Origin of the sequence: Shewanella sp. SW32 (genome assembly GCF_025653365.1) — a bacterium.
GTDB lineage: Bacteria > Pseudomonadota > Gammaproteobacteria > Enterobacterales > Shewanellaceae > Shewanella > Shewanella oncorhynchi.
Map to the genome: position 1 here is coordinate 102,069 of NZ_JAKKSJ010000002.1, position 17,055 is coordinate 119,123.

Genomic DNA, 17,055 nt, shown 5'->3' on the forward strand with positions numbered 1-17,055 from the left:
CAAGCTAAACCATTCAGTAAAACAGACTAATAAACTTAGCAAAACAGATATAGCCTAAATAATAAGGCCGCATAACCTAAGTTATGCGGCCCTCTAATTAACGACATTAACGCTGTGGCTTATTTAGCCAATACGCGCAGATGCAGTTCTTGTACTGAAGTCACGTTAGTACGATCATCGGCGGCATGGGCCATACAAGTGGCGAATGCAGCATTCATGGTCGTCGTGTAGTTAACTTTGTAACGCAGTGCACCGCGGCGCAATTGACGAGAATCTTCAATCGCTTGGCGACCTTCGGTAGTGTTCACGATATAAGTGTATTCACCATTCTTGATGCGATCGAGAATGTGTGGACGCCCTTCGTGCACTTTGTTCACTAAACGTGGGTTGATACCCGCTTCGCCTAGGATAACCGCAGTACCATGAGTCGCATCGATTTGGTAACCGAGCTCAATTAACTTAGCCGCTAAATCGGCAACGCGTTTCTTATCGCTGTTACGCACAGACAATAATGCACGACCCGACTTAGGCACCTCAGAAGTCGCACCTAACTGCGCCTTAGCATAGGCTTCGGCGAACGTATCGCCCACACCCATAACTTCACCGGTAGAGCGCATTTCAGGGCCTAACAGTGGGTCAACACCCGGGAACTTATTAAAGGGCAACACCACTTCTTTCACTGAGTAGAAAGGTGGGATCACTTCTTTAGTGAAGTTTTGCGACGTTAAGCTTTGACCCGCCATCACACGCGCGGCGATCTTAGCTAAAGGCACACCGGTCGCTTTGGACACGAATGGCACAGTACGGGCAGCACGTGGGTTAACTTCAATCATATAGATTTCGTTATCTTTCACGGCGAACTGTACGTTCATCAGGCCGACAACACCGAGTTCCATCGCCAACTTGCCGACTTGAACGCGCATACGATCTTGGATTTCTTGGCTTAGCGTGTATGGCGGCAGCGAACAACCTGAGTCACCTGAGTGAACACCCGCTTGTTCTATATGCTCCATAATCGCGCCAATCACCACGATTTCACCGTCACATACTGCGTCGATATCCACTTCAATCGCATCATCTAAGAAACGATCGAGCAATACTGGCGACGCGTTCGATACGCTCACGGCTTCGTTGAAGTAACGTAGCAAATCTTGCTTATCATAGACGATTTCCATCGCGCGGCCGCCCAGTACATAGGATGGACGCACAACTAGCGGATAACCGATACGCTCAGCGGCAATCACAGCACCTTCAACCGTAGTCACGGTATCATTTTCAGGCTGCTTCATCTCTAAGCGTTGAATAGCTTGCTGGAAACGCTCACGGTCTTCGGCGCGGTCGATGGCATCTGGGCTAGTACCAATGACAGGTACGCCAGCGGCTTCTAAGGCACGGGCCAATTTCAATGGCGTTTGACCACCGTACTGCACGATAACGCCCTTTGGCTTCTCGATACGGACGATTTCTAATACGTCTTCCAGTGTGACGGGTTCGAAGTACAGACGGTCTGAAGTGTCGTAGTCGGTTGAAACGGTTTCAGGGTTACAGTTCACCATGATGGTTTCATAGCCGTCTTCACGTAGCGCTAACGCCGCGTGCACACAGCAATAATCGAACTCAATACCTTGACCGATACGGTTTGGCCCGCCACCTAACACCATGATTTTGTCACGGGTCGATGGGTTAGCTTCACATTCTTCTTCATACGTTGAGTACATGTAAGCTGTGTCTGTCGCAAACTCTGCCGCACAGGTATCCACACGCTTATAGACTGGGTGCAGGTCGAACTTATCACGCAGCTTACGCACTTCGGCTTCGTTCACGCCTAATACATCGGCCAAACGCGCATCGGCAAAACCTTTACGTTTCAGCTTACGCAGTAAGTCGATATCCAGACCCGCCAGACCCGCTTCAGCGACAACACCTTCGAGCTGAACCAGCTCTTCGATTTGCACGAGGAACCAAGGGTCGATATTGGTCAGTTTAAAGATTTCATCTAAGCTCAGCCCCGCACGCATCGCATCGGCTATGTACCAAATACGGTCGCAACCAGGCTCTTTCAGCTCGTGGCGAATACGCGACATCGCCTCAGGTTTAGACATATCTGTGACAGGATCTAGACCGTTACGGCTAACCTCTAAACCACGTAAGGCTTTTTGTAGTGACTCTTGGAAAGTACGGCCAATCGCCATCACTTCACCCACAGACTTCATCTGGGTTGTTAAGCGATCATTCGCGCCGGCAAACTTTTCAAAGTTAAAGCGTGGCACTTTAGTCACAACGTAATCGATAGCAGGCTCGAATGACGCTGGCGTGCGACCGCCAGTGATGTCGTTCATCAGCTCATCAAGAGTGAAACCAACTGCTAACTTAGCAGCGATTTTCGCAATTGGGAAACCCGTTGCTTTTGATGCTAATGCTGAAGAGCGCGATACACGTGGGTTCATCTCGATGATAACCATACGGCCATCTTTCGGGTTAATACCAAACTGTACGTTCGAACCGCCGGTCTCAACACCAATCTCACGCAGTACGGCCATAGAGGCGTTACGCATGATTTGGTATTCTTTATCAGTCAGGGTTTGCGCGGGTGCAACTGTAATAGAGTCGCCCGTGTGCACACCCATAGGATCGAAGTTTTCGATGGCGCAGACGATAATGCAGTTATCGTTGCGATCGCGGACCACTTCCATCTCGTATTCTTTCCAACCGATCAGTGATTCGTCGATCAGCAGTTCACTCGTTGGCGATAACTCTAAGCCCTGTGAACAGATCTCTTCGAACTCTTCCCTGTTGTAAGCGATACCGCCACCCGAGCCACCCATAGTAAAAGATGGGCGGATAATGCAAGGGAAACCCACTTGATCAAGTACGCCATAAGCTTCGTCCATATTGTGGGCAATGCCCGCGCGCGGACAATCAAGACCAATACTTTTCATCGCTTTATCAAAGCGGCTACGGTCTTCAGCTTTATCGATAGCATCGGCAGTCGCGCCAATCATCTCGACGTTAAATTCCTTCAGTACGCCTTTGGCTTCAAGTTCTAATGCGCAGTTCAGTGCGGTTTGGCCGCCCATGGTTGGCAGAATCGCATCTGGGCGTTCTTTAGCAATAATGTTACGGACCACTTCCCAGTGAATCGGCTCGATATAAGTGGCATCGGCCATTTCTGGATCAGTCATAATGGTGGCAGGGTTAGAGTTCACCAGAATGACACGGTAGCCTTCTTCACGCAGCGCTTTACACGCTTGTGCGCCAGAATAGTCAAATTCACATGCCTGACCAATCACGATTGGGCCGGCGCCTAGGATAAGAATACTCTTTATATCTGTACGTTTTGGCATTGCTTCTCTCTTCTCCTAGCTAGCGTACTACTTGGCGTTCTGACGGTATATGTCGATTAGCTCGATAAAGTGATCGAACAGCGGGGCGGCATCGTTCGGGCCAGGGCTCGCTTCAGGATGACCTTGGAAGCTGAACGCGGGCTTGTCCGTGAGATGGATACCTTGGAGTGAACCATCAAACAGCGACTTATGCGTCACCTTAATGTTGGCTGGTAAGGTCGTTTCATCGGCAGCAAAACCGTGGTTTTGGCTGGTGATCATCACGTTACCTTTCTCGATATTGCTCACTGGGTGGTTTGCACCGTGGTGACCAAACTTCATCTTCAAGGTTTTTGCACCTGAGGCCAGTGCGAGTAGCTGATGACCTAAACAGATACCGAAAATCGGCGTGTCGGTTTTCAGAATTTGTTGAATCGCTTCAATCGCGTAATCGCATGGCTCTGGATCGCCAGGGCCGTTCGAAAGGAACACACCATCGGGATTCATCGCTAACACTTCGGCAGCTGAAGTTTTAGCTGGCACTACGGTAACGTCACAACCGCGATCCACTAACATACGCAGAATGTTTTGCTTAACGCCGTAGTCGTAGGCTACTACTTTGTATTTAAGCTCATTTGCTGGCGTATCTTCTGGTAAGCCGCCCACTAAACGCCAACTACCTTTACGCCATGGATAGGCAGTTTTAGTCGTGACTTCTTTAGCGAGATCCATGCCTTTTAAACCGGGGAAAGCTTTGGCAGCGGCGAGCGCTTTTGCTTCGTCTAAGTCTGCACCTGCCATAATACAACCGGCTTGAGCACCTTTTTCACGGAGAATACGAGTTAACTTGCGGGTATCGATATCTGCTATGCCAACGACATTGTTCGCTTTGAGATAATCACTTAAGCTTTGTTGATTACGGAAACTACTTGCGATGAGCGGAAGATCACGAATGATAAGACCACAAGCGTGAACCCCATCGGATTCAATATCTTCATCATTGGTACCAGTGTTGCCTATGTGTGGGTAGGTTAATGTTACAATCTGGCGTGAGTAGGATGGATCAGTTAAAATTTCTTGGTATCCTGTCATGGAAGTGTTAAAAACAACTTCACCAACAGAGAGACCATCGGCACCAATTGCTGTGCCAGAGAATACAGTTCCATCTTCGAGTACGAGTAAGGCAGACTTTGTCAACGCGACCTCCATAAAGAGCCAAGCCACTGAAATATAATGTTTTTATGTTATGTTAAGATACCAATTTCCGCTAATTTACGAAATTTTGACAAATTCCAGCGAGTTTACAGTAAAAACGCGAAACCGTCCACCCACTGGTAACTGGGTGCAAAAAAAAACGCCATATCGGCGTTTTTAATATTAATGCAAACCTAAAACCTGCTGCATATCATACAAGCCCGGCTTTTGCTCCACGAGCCAGTGGGCGGCGCGCATAGCGCCGTTAGCAAAGGTCATACGGCTCGAGGCTTTATGGGTGATCTCTAAACGCTCACCGATATCGGCAAACATGGCCGTATGTTCACCGACTAAGTCACCGGCACGAATAGTCGCAAAACCGATAGTTTCACGGTCACGTTCACCTGTGATCCCCTCGCGGCCATACACTGCACATTTCTCAAGATCGCGACCTAAGGTCTTAGCAATCACTTCACCCATTTTCAGGGCTGTACCCGACGGCGCATCTTTTTTGTGTCTGTGGTGACCTTCGATAATTTCGATATCCGTGTAATCACCCATGACTTCGGCAGCCAGTTCGAGCAATTTCCACATCAGGTTGACACCCACAGACATATTCGGCGCCATCACTACCGGCGTTTGCTCGGCAAAGGCATTGATCTGTTCTTTTTGAGCATGATTGAAACCGGTTGTGCCGATCACCATGGCTTTCTTATGGCGCACACACCAATCTAAATGGACAATACTGGCGTCTGGCGCAGTGAAATCAATCAAAACATCAAAATCATCGGTCGCGTAATCCAGCGAATCCATGATCATGACCTTTAATTTACCCACACCAGCTAGCTCACCCGCATCCACGCCCACTAAACTAGAGCCAGCGCGCTCAATGGCGGCACCCAGTAAAATATGGTCGTGATTGTAGGCCGCTTCAATAAGAGTGCGTCCCATACGACCACCGGCACCGACGATTGCCACTCTCACTTGTCCACTCATTTCAATCTCCTCAATCTTTCTTTGTATTCCATAAGAAAACGCCTAAGACAGGCTTAGGCGTTTTTTCAATATTAGATGATATCTAATAATTCAACTTCGAATACCAAAGTTGAATAAGGAGGAATCGATGCCCCCGCGCCGCGCTCACCGTAAGCTAAGTGATGTGGCACAAATAATTTCAACTTAGTGCCTACTGGCATCAGTTGCAGTGCTTCAGTCCAGCCAGCGATAACACCAGAAACTGGGAACTCAGCAGGTTGGCCACGAACTACAGAGCTGTCAAACACATCACCATTGATGAAAGAACCATGGTAGTGAGTACGAACAGTATCTTCGTAAGTTGGAGTAGCACCGTCACCTTGGACTAATACTTCGAACTGCAGACCAGAGTCAGTCACAGTCACGCCATCACGCTTAGCATTTTCAGCTAAGAAAGCATCGCCTTCAGCAGACGCAGCAGCAGCAGCTTGCTCTTGAGCAGCTTGAATACGACCGCTAATTTCAGTGAAAGCAACTTGCAGATCTTGCATAGACACAGCACTTTCTAAACCGGCAAACGCATCGGCTAAACCCGCTTGAACGGCTGGAATATCCACGCCATCAAAAGAATTGGCGGCCAGTTGCTCACCCATTTGACGGCCTACACCGTAGCTTGCTTGCTGTTCAACAGTACTGAATTTATCAGACATAATTAACGACTCTCAATTATCAGTGGAATTTTGCGCGCCAGTTTACCATAGTTCAGCGAGCTATGCTGATAAACTGACTGCTTATTTAACTAAGGAGGCTTTTTTACACACTTATTGCGTATTTATCCAAAAGCATAAATAGGTTAAGGACACATATCTCTGCGCAAACGACAGCGAACACTCACCAAACGGGCACTTAGATCTTAATAGACTTCAGCTTATTTCGGCGCCACACATTGATTCTTCACCTGCGCTTTAGCACTGGCATAAAGTGGCTGCATCTGTGCTTGCAATTGTTGCAGCTGAGCAATGCGATTACTGTTTGATGGATGGGTCGATAATAACTCCGGCCCTTGGCTACCGCCCACCTTCGACATATTCTGCCATAACTCAACACTCTGAGCCGGATTGAAACCCGCTCGAGCCATTAACTCTACGCCCATGATATCGGCTTCGCTCTCTTGGGCGCGACCAAAAGGCAGAATAACCCCCACCTGAGCACCGAGTCCTAACGCCGACATATATAAGTCGCGATTCGACACACCACTCGCCCCTAGCGCCGCATCGGCAATCTGCATTCCAACGCCCGTTAGCTGCCCACGGGAAACCTGCTCGTTACCATGTTGCGCCAACACATGCGCGACTTCGTGACCGAGCACCGTGGCAAGCTGATCTGGCCCCTTAGCAACCTTTAGCAATCCGGTATAAACCCCAATATGCCCACCCGGCAGAGCAAAAGCGTTGACTTGTTCTGAGTCAAACAAAACCACATCCCAGCGCTGGGTTTGGTCCGGCAGCACTGCAGTAATACGATTAGCGACACAATTGACGTATTGCGTCAGCTTTTTATCACTACTCACTTTTTGCTGTTTTTTCATTTCCTCGAAGGAGGAATCGCCCATCTGCTGCATTTGCGCCGCTGAATACAACAAGGTCTGCCCTCGCCCCGTTGGCGATTGCGTGGTCGCACAGGCCGATAATCCGAGCACGACCGCCATACCCACTAAGCCTAAACGCATTGATTTCATGTGGCACTCCTTAAATCCCATGACGGGCGTGAAGATCTTTGAGCCAACACGGGCTCAACTAATGGCAAGATTTTACTGAGATAGACAAGATAAGCCAAATAGAGAAACACTGGCGGCGCGCGTTAGCGATACTTTGCACCTAAAAGGAATTAATACTCTTCCTTTAACAAGGCATAGACGAACTCATCGCCCCACGCGCCTTTAAAGAAGATGTTTTTCACATAATGGGCTTCGCGCCTAAAGCGGAGTTTTTCGAGTAAGCGACAGCAGGCAAGATTTTGTGCATCGGTGATGGCAATAACTCTATGCTGATGCAATTCAATAAAGAGGTAATCCAGCAATGCGCTGACGGCCTCAAAAGCAACATGTTTACCTTGATGTTCAGGCGCAATCGTAAAGCCGATTTCTACCTGCTGCTCATCAATAAAGTGCAGCGCCAGATCGCCAACTAATTGGGTCGGTGTTGTTCCCAACGCGCCAGTAACAATCGCAAGCTGAAACCAAGTATCAACCGCACCAAATTGTGCATAATCCATCTTCTCGAACAACGCGAGTGCATCGCTATAGCGGTAATCCGTCCAGCTTTGATATTTGGCGACCTTAGGGTCGGCTCGATAGGCGGTAAAAGCCTCAAGATCCGCTCGCTGGAATGGCCTAAGTACAAAGTGCTCGGTCGTTAAACCGTTATTCACCACTTTATGAAGTGCTTTGCTTAACGCCAATGTCGATCCCATGACTTAGCTCCTTAATGTAAATAAGTCACTAAGTTACACCCAGAGCGAAAGTGATAACAGCGGCCAATGCGCTTTATTCTGTTATCTGTTTAGTGATTGTGGCACGCCAAACTTGAACGCTATGAATAGCTTCAAGCTCAGCGCTTACCTTTAAACTCTTTGGCGCTGTGCTTATTGATGCTACGGCGATTCGCCTGTTTATCCCGTGGTGGTCGCTTACGCTCAACTTTGCTCTCAGTGGTGCCATCACTGGTATTTTCACTCGGCTTATCCGTTACCGGAAAGTCAGCCAATAATGCCAGCGGTAACTCCCGCGCGGTTAAACTACGGATCGCCGTTAAGGTCGCCATTTCACCGTGGCACACGAGGGAAATCGCCAGCCCTTTTTCGCCAGCGCGCGCGGTGCGGCCAATGCGGTGCACGTATACAGGCGCACTCATGGGCAAATCCAAATTGATGACGACAGGCAAGGCATCAACATGAATGCCGCGCGCCATCAAATCTGTCGCCACTAATACTTGGATACGATTGGCTTTAAAGTCGGCCAAGGTTTGGCTGCGAACGGTTTGCTCTTTTTCACCGTGCAGCGCGGCAACTTTCATCCCCGCTTTAGCGAGCCGTTTAGCGACGGCATCGGCATCATCGCGGGCGCTGATAAACACCAACACCTGCGGCCATTGATACTGTTTTAACAGAGCAATCAATGCCTGTGCTTTGCTGCCCTTGTTGACTAAATAGAGTTGTTCTTCGATTTCACCAGCCACTGAATTCACCTTGTGAGCTTCGACCCGCAGCGGCTTATTCACCAGTAGCTTGCCCGCCAATGTATCCAAAGCCTCGGGCAAGGTGGCAGAAAACAACGAGGTTTGCTTAAGCTTAGGCATAAACGCCATCAGCTTTTGCACATCGGGCCAAAACCCCATTTCCAACAGACGGTCAGCCTCATCCAGCACAAGATGTTTTATCGAATCGAGGCTGACGTGGGACTGTTTGCATAAGTCCAGTAAACGTCCAGGGGTTGCCACTAACACCTGCGGCTTGGCTGCAAGTTCGGCTAATTGGTCTTCCAGCGCGACTCCACCACACAGAAGCTGAATGTTCAACGAAGTCGATAACTGACTCGCCACTGTTTGCAGCGCCTCAGTCACTTGCAGCGCTAATTCCCGTGTTGGCACCAGCACTAACGCCAGTGCATTTGGAGGCTGTACAGACTTTGTGCCCTGCAACTGTGTTTGCTGTTGCAACAAAATTTGTTGTAGGAGTGGCAAACCAAAGGCTAAGGTTTTCCCGCTACCAGTTTGTGCTAAGGCTAACAAATCCCGTCCTGCAAGAATGGCCGGAATCGAGAGTTGCTGCACCTTTGTCGGATGTTTAAGACTTGCAGGCAAGGCCTTTAGTAACGCCGAATTTATGCCAAGCTCAGCAAAAGTTAACGACTCAGGGGAAGAAGAAAGCTCGGGAAAGGTCATCACAGCACCGGATCAAAACATGGGAGCGAAAGTTTACTGAGAGTTGCCTTTGAATACCAATGTTGTTTCGGCTTTTACGCAAGCCTTGACCAGTTTGCAACGGTACGGTTTGTAACGGTACGGTTTGCAACAATACAGTTACGGCATTTGCGTTACGCCACTAAGAAAGTCTAGTTTGAAACTTCGTTTGAATTTCTAAACCAAAGGTCAAATCAATAGCCGACCTAAAGAGAATCAACTGCAATCTCCTCTTGGATCTCCCCTGCCGACAAGGTTCATGTCTAACGGCCAGTTCGCAGGAATAGGTGAATGCCTGTCACTTCGGTGTTCATGGTTTATCTTAAAAGAGACTCTAGCCGCATCTTTCTTATGTGCGCAAAGTTAACGCAGGTGATGGGATGGTAGATTTTAATCCCACAGCTTTCGTGAGCGCTTATGGTAGAATCCCGCCCAATCAGCTTTATGAATGTGCAACACAACTCATTTGTTTAACTGAACGTAGTGGAACACTACCGTGATTAACTAAATGAGGAGAAAAGATTATGAGTAAGTTAAATGCCGAAGAACGTAAAGCCCGCGATAACGCCCGTTTTTCACAACGCGTCGATGAACGCCGCACAAAAGGCGAAGACGTGGTCGCCTACGTGCTGGGCAACAAGCTCGCGTTTAAGTTTCTAACTAAACCAGAGAGACACGAATTTAAACAAAGAGAAGCCGCTCTTGAAGAAGAAGCCAAACTTAAAAAGCAGCAAGCGTTTCAGCTGAAAACCGAGCAAGAGTTAGAGAAAGTAGAAGCCGCATTTACTAATACAGAAGAGTAACTTCTCAAAAGAGCCATTGATCATCATTGATGGCTCACGCATACCCTATCTCCAAACTTCGTTTGGATTTTTAAATCCAAATCAAAATCAACGTCGTGGGGCATCACCCACGATATTATTCGATAGCCAATAAAAATGTCTTCGGCTCATAAGATATAAGATTTCTTCTATTTCCCACCATAGGGTATGCTTATCGATATATCAGATATTTTGTCATATTAGGTCAAATAGATGAATAATGTGCTAACAACACTATTAACCATAGTAGGCCCATTAATTACACTTATCTGGATAATTTTTCACTACTCCTCAAAGTCCAATTGTATCTGTGCAAGATGTAATACATTTATCAACTATCAATCAGAAAAATTTAAAGTTGACCTTCTAGGACACTCAGGTTTTGTATGCAACTCTTGTCAGTCAATACTTAATGAAATCGGGTTAGTCGTCTCACCACTAGGTGAATTTTCACACCAATGTCAACACTGCAAGAGGTCATTTTCCTCTTACGATAGAAAGAACTTTATTGTAATTCGGCAGGATTTATTTCTTATATGTAACCCCTGCATTAATCAAATTCGTCTCGACAAAGATAAGCCTATGAGTTGTATGCTCTCAAATATCCTTACTTCAGAATTCCTTAAAGGTTGTTCTAACTTCTTAACATTTGAAGAGCTAGTAATTGCAGCGAAAATCCCAAACTTTAACGCTGACGCTCTAAAGTCTACAGAGTGGAATAACCACATCAAACTAAACACTATATATGAAAATTGGGATGCCTTATTTAGTGCCGCCTCAATTTACTACAGAGATTCATTACTGATTGAGAAGCTAACCTCATCATTAAATTCAACAAGCCATCGTTAAATAACACCAAGATCCAAGGAATACACCATCCCCTCGGAGTTGCCGCAGGGCGAATAGACAAATTGCGTGAGTCTTGCCATGGATGGCAAGCTAGCTTTCGCAGGTGCAGGGACGCATCCTTCGGAAGCGATAGCAAATTTGACAATGAGCACAAGGGGCTTTCAACTCCGTTAGGGGCGTCATGGAGCATCCAAGGAGGATAGGACGAGCAGTCCTCCTTGGTCGGGTGTGGGGTGAAGCCCCACGACTTTGACTTTTCTTTTAAAAAGAATCGAAATATCAAACTAGATTTGTGACATAAAAAAGCCCTGCAAGGTTAACCATTGCAGGGCTTTATTCATCTAGCGCGCTACTAATATCATTAGCAGCGAAACCAAGTTAGCTATTCAGATCTTGAAAGAACTTTTTCACGCCATCGAAAAAGCCCTCAGCCTTTGGGCTGTGTTTTTTCGACTCACCAGTTAAGGTGGCTTCAAATTCGCGTAACAGTTCTTTTTGACGATCGTTTAAGTTAACTGGGGTTTCCATAACCACTTTGCAGAGCAAGTCGCCTACCGCATGGCTGCGAACCGACTTGACGCCTTTGCCACGTAAACGGAACATACGGCCCGTTTGCGTTTCGGCTGGGATCTTCAGGCTGACTTTACCATCCAGTGTTGGCACTTCAATCTCACCGCCTAGGGCCGCTTTACTGAAGGATATCGGCACTTCGCAGTAAAGGTTGTTGCCATCACGGACGAAAATCGCATGCTCACGCACGCTGACCTGAACGTATAAATCCCCTGGAGGCGCACCAAACTCACCCGCTTCGCCTTCACCCGCTAAACGAATACGGTCGCCCGTATCAACGCCGGCTGGGATCTTAACCGATAAGGTTTTGCTCTTTTCAACACGGCCATCGCCATGACACTTAGTGCAAGGATCTTTGATGATCTTACCGCGGCCATGACAGGTTGGACAAGGCTGCTGCACCGCAAAGAAACCTTGGCGCATTTGGACTTGGCCTTGACCATGACAGGTGCCACAAGTGGTTGCAGAGGTGCCTTTTTTAGCGCCGCTGCCTTCACATAGATCGCAAGTCGCCAGCGTTGGGATACGCAGTTCTTTGGTTAAGCCTTTAACGGCTTCTTCCAGTGATAACTCTAGGTTGTAACGTAAATCTGAGCCGCGGGCCGCTTGGCGTTGACCGCCACCACGACGTCCACCGCCGAAAATATCGCCAAAGACATCACCGAAAATATCACCGAAATCGCCTTGACCACCACCGTAACCACCGCCACCGCGATTAGGATCCACACCCGCATGACCAAATTGGTCGTAGGCCGCTTTTTTGTCGGCGTCGGTTAGGATCTCGTAGGCTTCTTTAATTTCTTTAAAGTTAGCTTCTGCGGTTTTGTCGCCTGGGTTGCGATCTGGGTGAAATTTCATGGCCAGACGTTTGTAGGCCTTTTTAATTTCACGTTCGCTGGTGTCACGACTGACACCTAATACTTCGTAATAATCTCGCTTTGACATAATCTCATGCTTCTCAGCTGGTGTTGAACAAACGGGCGTTAGGGTTGCCCCGTAACGCCCGCCTAGAAATTAACGCTTTGAAATCAATCTATTTGATTGAAAACAAGTCATTATTTCTTGTCGTCTTTCACTTCTTCGAATTCAGCATCGACAACGTCATCGGCAGCAGCGTTAGCCTGTTTGCCCGCGTCGGCATTGTCGCCGCCTTGAGCTTGAGACTTAGCTTGAGCGATTTCCATCAGCTTAGCAGATGCTTCGATCAAGTTTTGAGTTGCCTTTTCAATGGCTTCTTTGTCATTGCCTTTGCTGGCAGTGTCAACAGCGGCCATAGCAGCTTGGATTTTCTCTTTGTCTTCGCTTGGCAATGCATCACCCGCTTCTTCCACTTGTTTCTTAGTCGCGTGGACTAAGCCGTCAGCTTGGTTGCGTGCTTGCACTAACTCTTCAAACTTCTTGTCTTCATCTGCGTGAGCTTCGGCATCACGTACCATTTGCGCCACTTCTTCTTCGCTTAAGCCAGAAGAAGCTTTGATGGTGATGTTTTGTTTCTTGCCGGTTTTCTTGTCTGTCGCAGACACATGCAGAATACCATCGGCATCGATGTCGAACATCACTTCAATTTGTGGCTGGCCACGTGGAGCTGGCTCAATACCGTCTAAGTTGAACTGGCCTAATGACTTGTTCGCGCTCGCTTGCTTACGCTCACCTTGCAGTACGTGAATCGTCACTGCGTTTTGGTTGTCATCGGCTGTTGAGAACACTTGCTGCGCCTTAGTAGGAATAGTAGTGTTCTTTTCAATCAACTTAGTCATCACGCTGCCCATGGTTTCGATACCCAGAGACAGTGGTGTTACGTCTAACAGTAATACGTCTTTCACGTCGCCTGACAGTACGCCCGCTTGAATTGCAGCACCTACGGCTACCGCTTCGTCTGGGTTCACGTCTTTACGAGGTTCTTTGCCGAAGAAGTTTGTCACTGCTTCTTGAACCTTAGGCATACGTGTTTGACCACCCACTAGAATCACTTCGTTGATGTCTGTTACAGATAAATCTGCATCAGCCAGGGCAACTTTTAGTGGCTCTAATGTACGGATAATCAAGTCTTCAACCAGTGATTCCAATTTAGCACGAGTGATTTTAATCACTAAATGCTTAGGACCTGTTGCGTCTGCCGTGATGTATGGCAGGTTCACTTCAGTGTGGTTGGTGCTTGAAAGTTCAATTTTCGCTTTTTCTGCTGCTTCTTTCAGACGTTGCATTGCTAATGGATCTTTACGCAGATCTAAGCCTTGCTCTTTCTTGAATTCGTCAGCTAAGTAGTTGATCAAACGGTTGTCAAAGTCTTCACCACCTAAGTGGGTGTCACCGTTGGTTGCCAACACTTCAAATGTTTGGTCGCCATCGTTGCTGTCGATTTCGATGATAGAGATATCAAATGTACCACCACCTAAATCGTATACTGCAACAATGTTGTCGCCTTGTTTCTTATCGATACCGTAGGCTAATGCTGCAGCCGTTGGTTCGTTGATAATACGTTTAACATCAAGACCTGCGATACGACCCGCATCTTTAGTCGCTTGACGTTGTGAATCGTTAAAGTAAGCAGGAACAGTAATAACCGCTTCTGTTACTTCTTCACCTAAAAAGTCTTCTGCGGTTTTCTTCATCTTTTTCAAGATTTCTGCAGAAACTTGTGGTGGAGCCATCTTATTGCCACGCGATTCAACCCATGCATCACCGTTGTCGGCTGCAATGATTTTGAATGGCATGATGTTCACGTCACGTTGGACTTCGTCATCTTTAAAGCGACGACCAATCAAACGCTTAATCGCGAAGAATGTGTTAGTCGGGTTAGTCACAGCTTGACGTTTTGCTGGCGAACCGACAATGGTTTCATCATCTGTATAAGCGATGATTGACGGGGTTGTGCGATCGCCTTCAGCGTTTTCTAACACACGTGCTTTGCCACCATCGAGGACAGCTACACAAGAGTTTGTTGTGCCTAAGTCGATACCAATAATTTTACCCATGAGGTCCTCCGAAAAATTTCATTCAATCTAAATTTGTTTAGTTGGTTTTGATATGGGGCTAGACGGTTGAAATATCAAGTCCATCGTTGGCCACCTTCTCTGCCTTGATACCTATATTGGGACAGGGAATTTAATTACAAGGGCGAACAAAAAAATTTTCTGATTTATCTTTCTCGCATCTACAGCGGGATAAAATATCCAATCACATAAAATAGTCTTGCTTATCAACCAAAGCTGTTATTCAATCGGCCCACATTTGGCGGATGTTTATCCTAGTAAGGTAGCAGAGTGAAGTCTTCGAATTTAGCGTACGTGTATGGCATGGCGGCGGTCTTTCTCTGGTCTACAGTGGCCACTGCCTTTAAGATTGCCTTGAGTTACTACACACCGCTGCAACTGGTGTTTGTTGCCGTACTCACTTCGATTATTGCCCTTGCCGGAATCCTTGCTTGGCAAAAAAAGCTTTCCTTACTCAAGCAACAGTTTTTACGCCGCCCCATGTTTTATCTGGTGACTGGACTCATCAATCCCTTCCTTTACTATGTCGTGCTATTTAAAGCGTATTCCTTACTGCCAGCGCAGCAAGCGTTGTCACTTAATTACACTTGGGCGGTATTACTACCGTTACTGGCCGCGCCTTTGTTAAAGCAACATTTGCGTAAGAGCGACATAGCTGCCGCGCTGATTGCCTATACAGGCGTGTTTATCATTGCTACCGGCGGCGATATCAGCGGCTTTAGTTTTGATAGCCCGCTCGGTATCGGATTGGCGCTGACCAGCACCTTACTCTGGTGCCTATATTGGATCGTCAACACCAAAGATCAAGGCGATCCTGTGGTCAGTTTATTATTGAGTTTTCTTATCGGCTTACCTTTTATTGCCGTCACCTTAGTGCTGACAGATACCCTACCCAGTTTTAGTCTTAAGGCGATATTTGCAGGTATGTATGTGGGCTTGTTTGAAATGGGCATTACCTTTGTGCTCTGGTTAATGGCGCTGAAAACCGCCACTCGCACTGCGAACATCAGCACTATGGTGTTTTTATCTCCTGTGATGTCGATTGGTTTTATCGCGTGGATTTTGCAAGAAACGATTGCGATGGCAACCTATCTCGGCCTAGCCTTTATTTTATCGGGGATGATGTTACAGCAACTTCTGCCCCGTTATTTAGAGCGTAAAAACAAGATAAGCACAAAGCTAGCGGAATAATCGTTGGGTAGCAGCCTTAAATAATGTTAGCTCACGGCAATGAGCCAATTAAAAGAGCTGGCTAACATTTTAAGCCAAGATTAAGCGCTAATATCTCCCATTTTGTGAAGGAGTATAAAATGACCCCGGCCGTCCGATTGGCGAAAAAAGCCAAGATCGCGTTTGATATCTTAGAGTACAGCCACGATCCACACTGCGCCGCCTACGGCGAAGAAGCCGCTAACACCTTAGGGCTCGAACCCGCGCAAGTATTTAAAACCCTTTTAGTTGCCATCGACAAAGCTCATGCGCCGATTGCCGTCGCGCTCGTGCCCGTCGATCATCAGCTTAATCTAAAAGCCGTAGCTAAATGCTTAAGACAAAAGAAACTACAAATGGCCAATGCCGACCTAGCACAAAAATCCTCAGGCTATCTGGTTGGCGGTATTAGTCCCTTAGCGCAAAAGAAACAATTGCCAACCTTGATTGATGCCAGCGCTCAAGGCTTCGATAGAATCTATGTGAGCGCCGGCAGACGCGGTTTAGAAATAAGCTTAGCGGCAACAGACTTAGCCCTGCTTTGCAAAGGCGAATTTGCCGATATCAAGATGATTTAAGCTAGATGCTTTAAGCTATCTCGACCACATTAAGCACAAGTCATTCGACGTTAAGTAAGCAATTCACTCCACTTTAAGTTGTACGCGCTCATATTAGATAAATGATGAACAAGGCTCAAACGGCAACAAACTGGCCAGCGTACTGAGTCTAACAATGGAAAGCGTTTGATAAAGCCGAGATATCCGTCTATAAATTGTACTGAGATACAAATCGACTAAGGATAGTCAGATGGAAAAATCAACCCAATGGAATCCAGAAAATAGCATCAGCCCTATCAGTTGGTGCGCCATGCTACTCTGCATCGCCTTATTTATTTATGAGCATTTCTGGGGAAACAGTTTTACCACTATGGTAGTCATGCTCTATTGCAGTTTTATGCTGCCTTCGGTTTTACTCACTCGCAGAGTACAAGAAAAGTACTTTATTTATACCTTGGAATACATCAAGGCCTTTCGTAAATTCACTGTCGTTATGTCGACGATATTTTTCTGTATCTGGTTACTTGTTACTTATACCCCGCTCGCCATAAGCAGCTAAACTTGTTAGCCAAACACATTGATGTCGCTATTCAGTTGGATACCGC

General features: G+C 47.1%; 13 protein-coding genes. 4 read left to right on the plus strand and 9 right to left on the minus strand.

Annotated features, from left to right (window positions below):
- Positions 1–119: 119 nt before the first annotated feature.
- The 7 genes from carB to L5M28_RS01635 all read right to left on the minus strand — a co-directional run bounded on the left by carB (position 120) and on the right by L5M28_RS01635 (position 9,433).
- Positions 120–3,344, minus strand: a complete 3,225-nt coding sequence (carB, locus tag L5M28_RS01605; protein WP_105251663.1) for a carbamoyl-phosphate synthase large subunit — start codon at positions 3,342–3,344, stop codon at positions 120–122.
- A gap of 27 nt (positions 3,345–3,371) precedes the next feature.
- A complete protein-coding gene (gene carA / locus L5M28_RS01610) occupies positions 3,372–4,532 on the minus strand; it encodes a glutamine-hydrolyzing carbamoyl-phosphate synthase small subunit (RefSeq protein ID WP_113941188.1) in 1,161 nt (386 codons plus the stop codon).
- 168 nt (positions 4,533–4,700) lie between these two features.
- Complete coding sequence (gene dapB / locus L5M28_RS01615) at positions 4,701–5,513, minus strand: 4-hydroxy-tetrahydrodipicolinate reductase (RefSeq protein ID WP_006082785.1); 813 nt, start codon at positions 5,511–5,513, stop codon at positions 4,701–4,703.
- A gap of 71 nt (positions 5,514–5,584) precedes the next feature.
- Complete coding sequence (locus L5M28_RS01620; protein WP_006083907.1) at positions 5,585–6,202, minus strand: FKBP-type peptidyl-prolyl cis-trans isomerase; 618 nt, start codon at positions 6,200–6,202, stop codon at positions 5,585–5,587.
- A gap of 218 nt (positions 6,203–6,420) precedes the next feature.
- Positions 6,421–7,230: a M48 family metallopeptidase gene (locus tag L5M28_RS01625; protein WP_168822741.1), complete on the minus strand. Its 810-nt coding sequence runs from the start codon at positions 7,228–7,230 to the stop codon at positions 6,421–6,423.
- A 149-nt stretch (positions 7,231–7,379) separates the two neighbouring features.
- On the minus strand, positions 7,380–7,964 hold the full coding sequence (locus tag L5M28_RS01630; protein WP_263197286.1) for a GNAT family N-acetyltransferase: 585 nt from the start codon (positions 7,962–7,964) through the stop codon (positions 7,380–7,382).
- A 137-nt stretch (positions 7,965–8,101) separates the two neighbouring features.
- Positions 8,102–9,433: a DEAD/DEAH box helicase gene (locus L5M28_RS01635; protein WP_263172721.1), complete on the minus strand. Its 1,332-nt coding sequence runs from the start codon at positions 9,431–9,433 to the stop codon at positions 8,102–8,104.
- Between the two features lie 542 nt (positions 9,434–9,975).
- Here L5M28_RS01635 and L5M28_RS01640 point away from each other — a divergent pair.
- Positions 9,976–10,254, plus strand: a complete 279-nt coding sequence (locus tag L5M28_RS01640; RefSeq protein ID WP_263172723.1) for a DNA polymerase III subunit epsilon — start codon at positions 9,976–9,978, stop codon at positions 10,252–10,254.
- A gap of 1,245 nt (positions 10,255–11,499) precedes the next feature.
- On the opposite strand, the gene dnaJ is transcribed toward L5M28_RS01640, so the two are convergent.
- Both dnaJ and dnaK read right to left on the minus strand, forming a co-directional pair.
- Positions 11,500–12,636, minus strand: a complete 1,137-nt coding sequence (gene dnaJ / locus L5M28_RS01645; RefSeq protein ID WP_113941183.1) for a molecular chaperone DnaJ — start codon at positions 12,634–12,636, stop codon at positions 11,500–11,502.
- Positions 12,637–12,746: 110 nt separating this feature from the next.
- On the minus strand, positions 12,747–14,666 hold the full coding sequence (gene dnaK, locus L5M28_RS01650; RefSeq protein WP_105251655.1) for a molecular chaperone DnaK: 1,920 nt from the start codon (positions 14,664–14,666) through the stop codon (positions 12,747–12,749).
- A gap of 288 nt (positions 14,667–14,954) precedes the next feature.
- On the opposite strand from dnaK, the gene L5M28_RS01655 reads away from it, so the two are divergent.
- From L5M28_RS01655 to L5M28_RS01665, 3 genes are all read left to right on the plus strand, one after another.
- Positions 14,955–15,875, plus strand: a complete 921-nt coding sequence (locus L5M28_RS01655; protein WP_113941182.1) for a DMT family transporter — start codon at positions 14,955–14,957, stop codon at positions 15,873–15,875.
- 119 nt (positions 15,876–15,994) lie between these two features.
- Positions 15,995–16,471 carry a Cys-tRNA(Pro) deacylase gene (gene ybaK / locus L5M28_RS01660; protein ID WP_263197278.1) on the plus strand — a complete coding sequence of 159 codons (477 nt, stop codon included), beginning with the start codon at positions 15,995–15,997 and terminating at the stop codon, positions 16,469–16,471.
- 229 nt (positions 16,472–16,700) lie between these two features.
- The gene (locus L5M28_RS01665) at positions 16,701–17,009 is read left to right on the plus strand and encodes a hypothetical protein (RefSeq protein ID WP_219251162.1); all 309 of its coding nucleotides are present in this window, start codon (positions 16,701–16,703) and stop codon (positions 17,007–17,009) included.
- Positions 17,010–17,055: the final 46 nt, after the last annotated feature.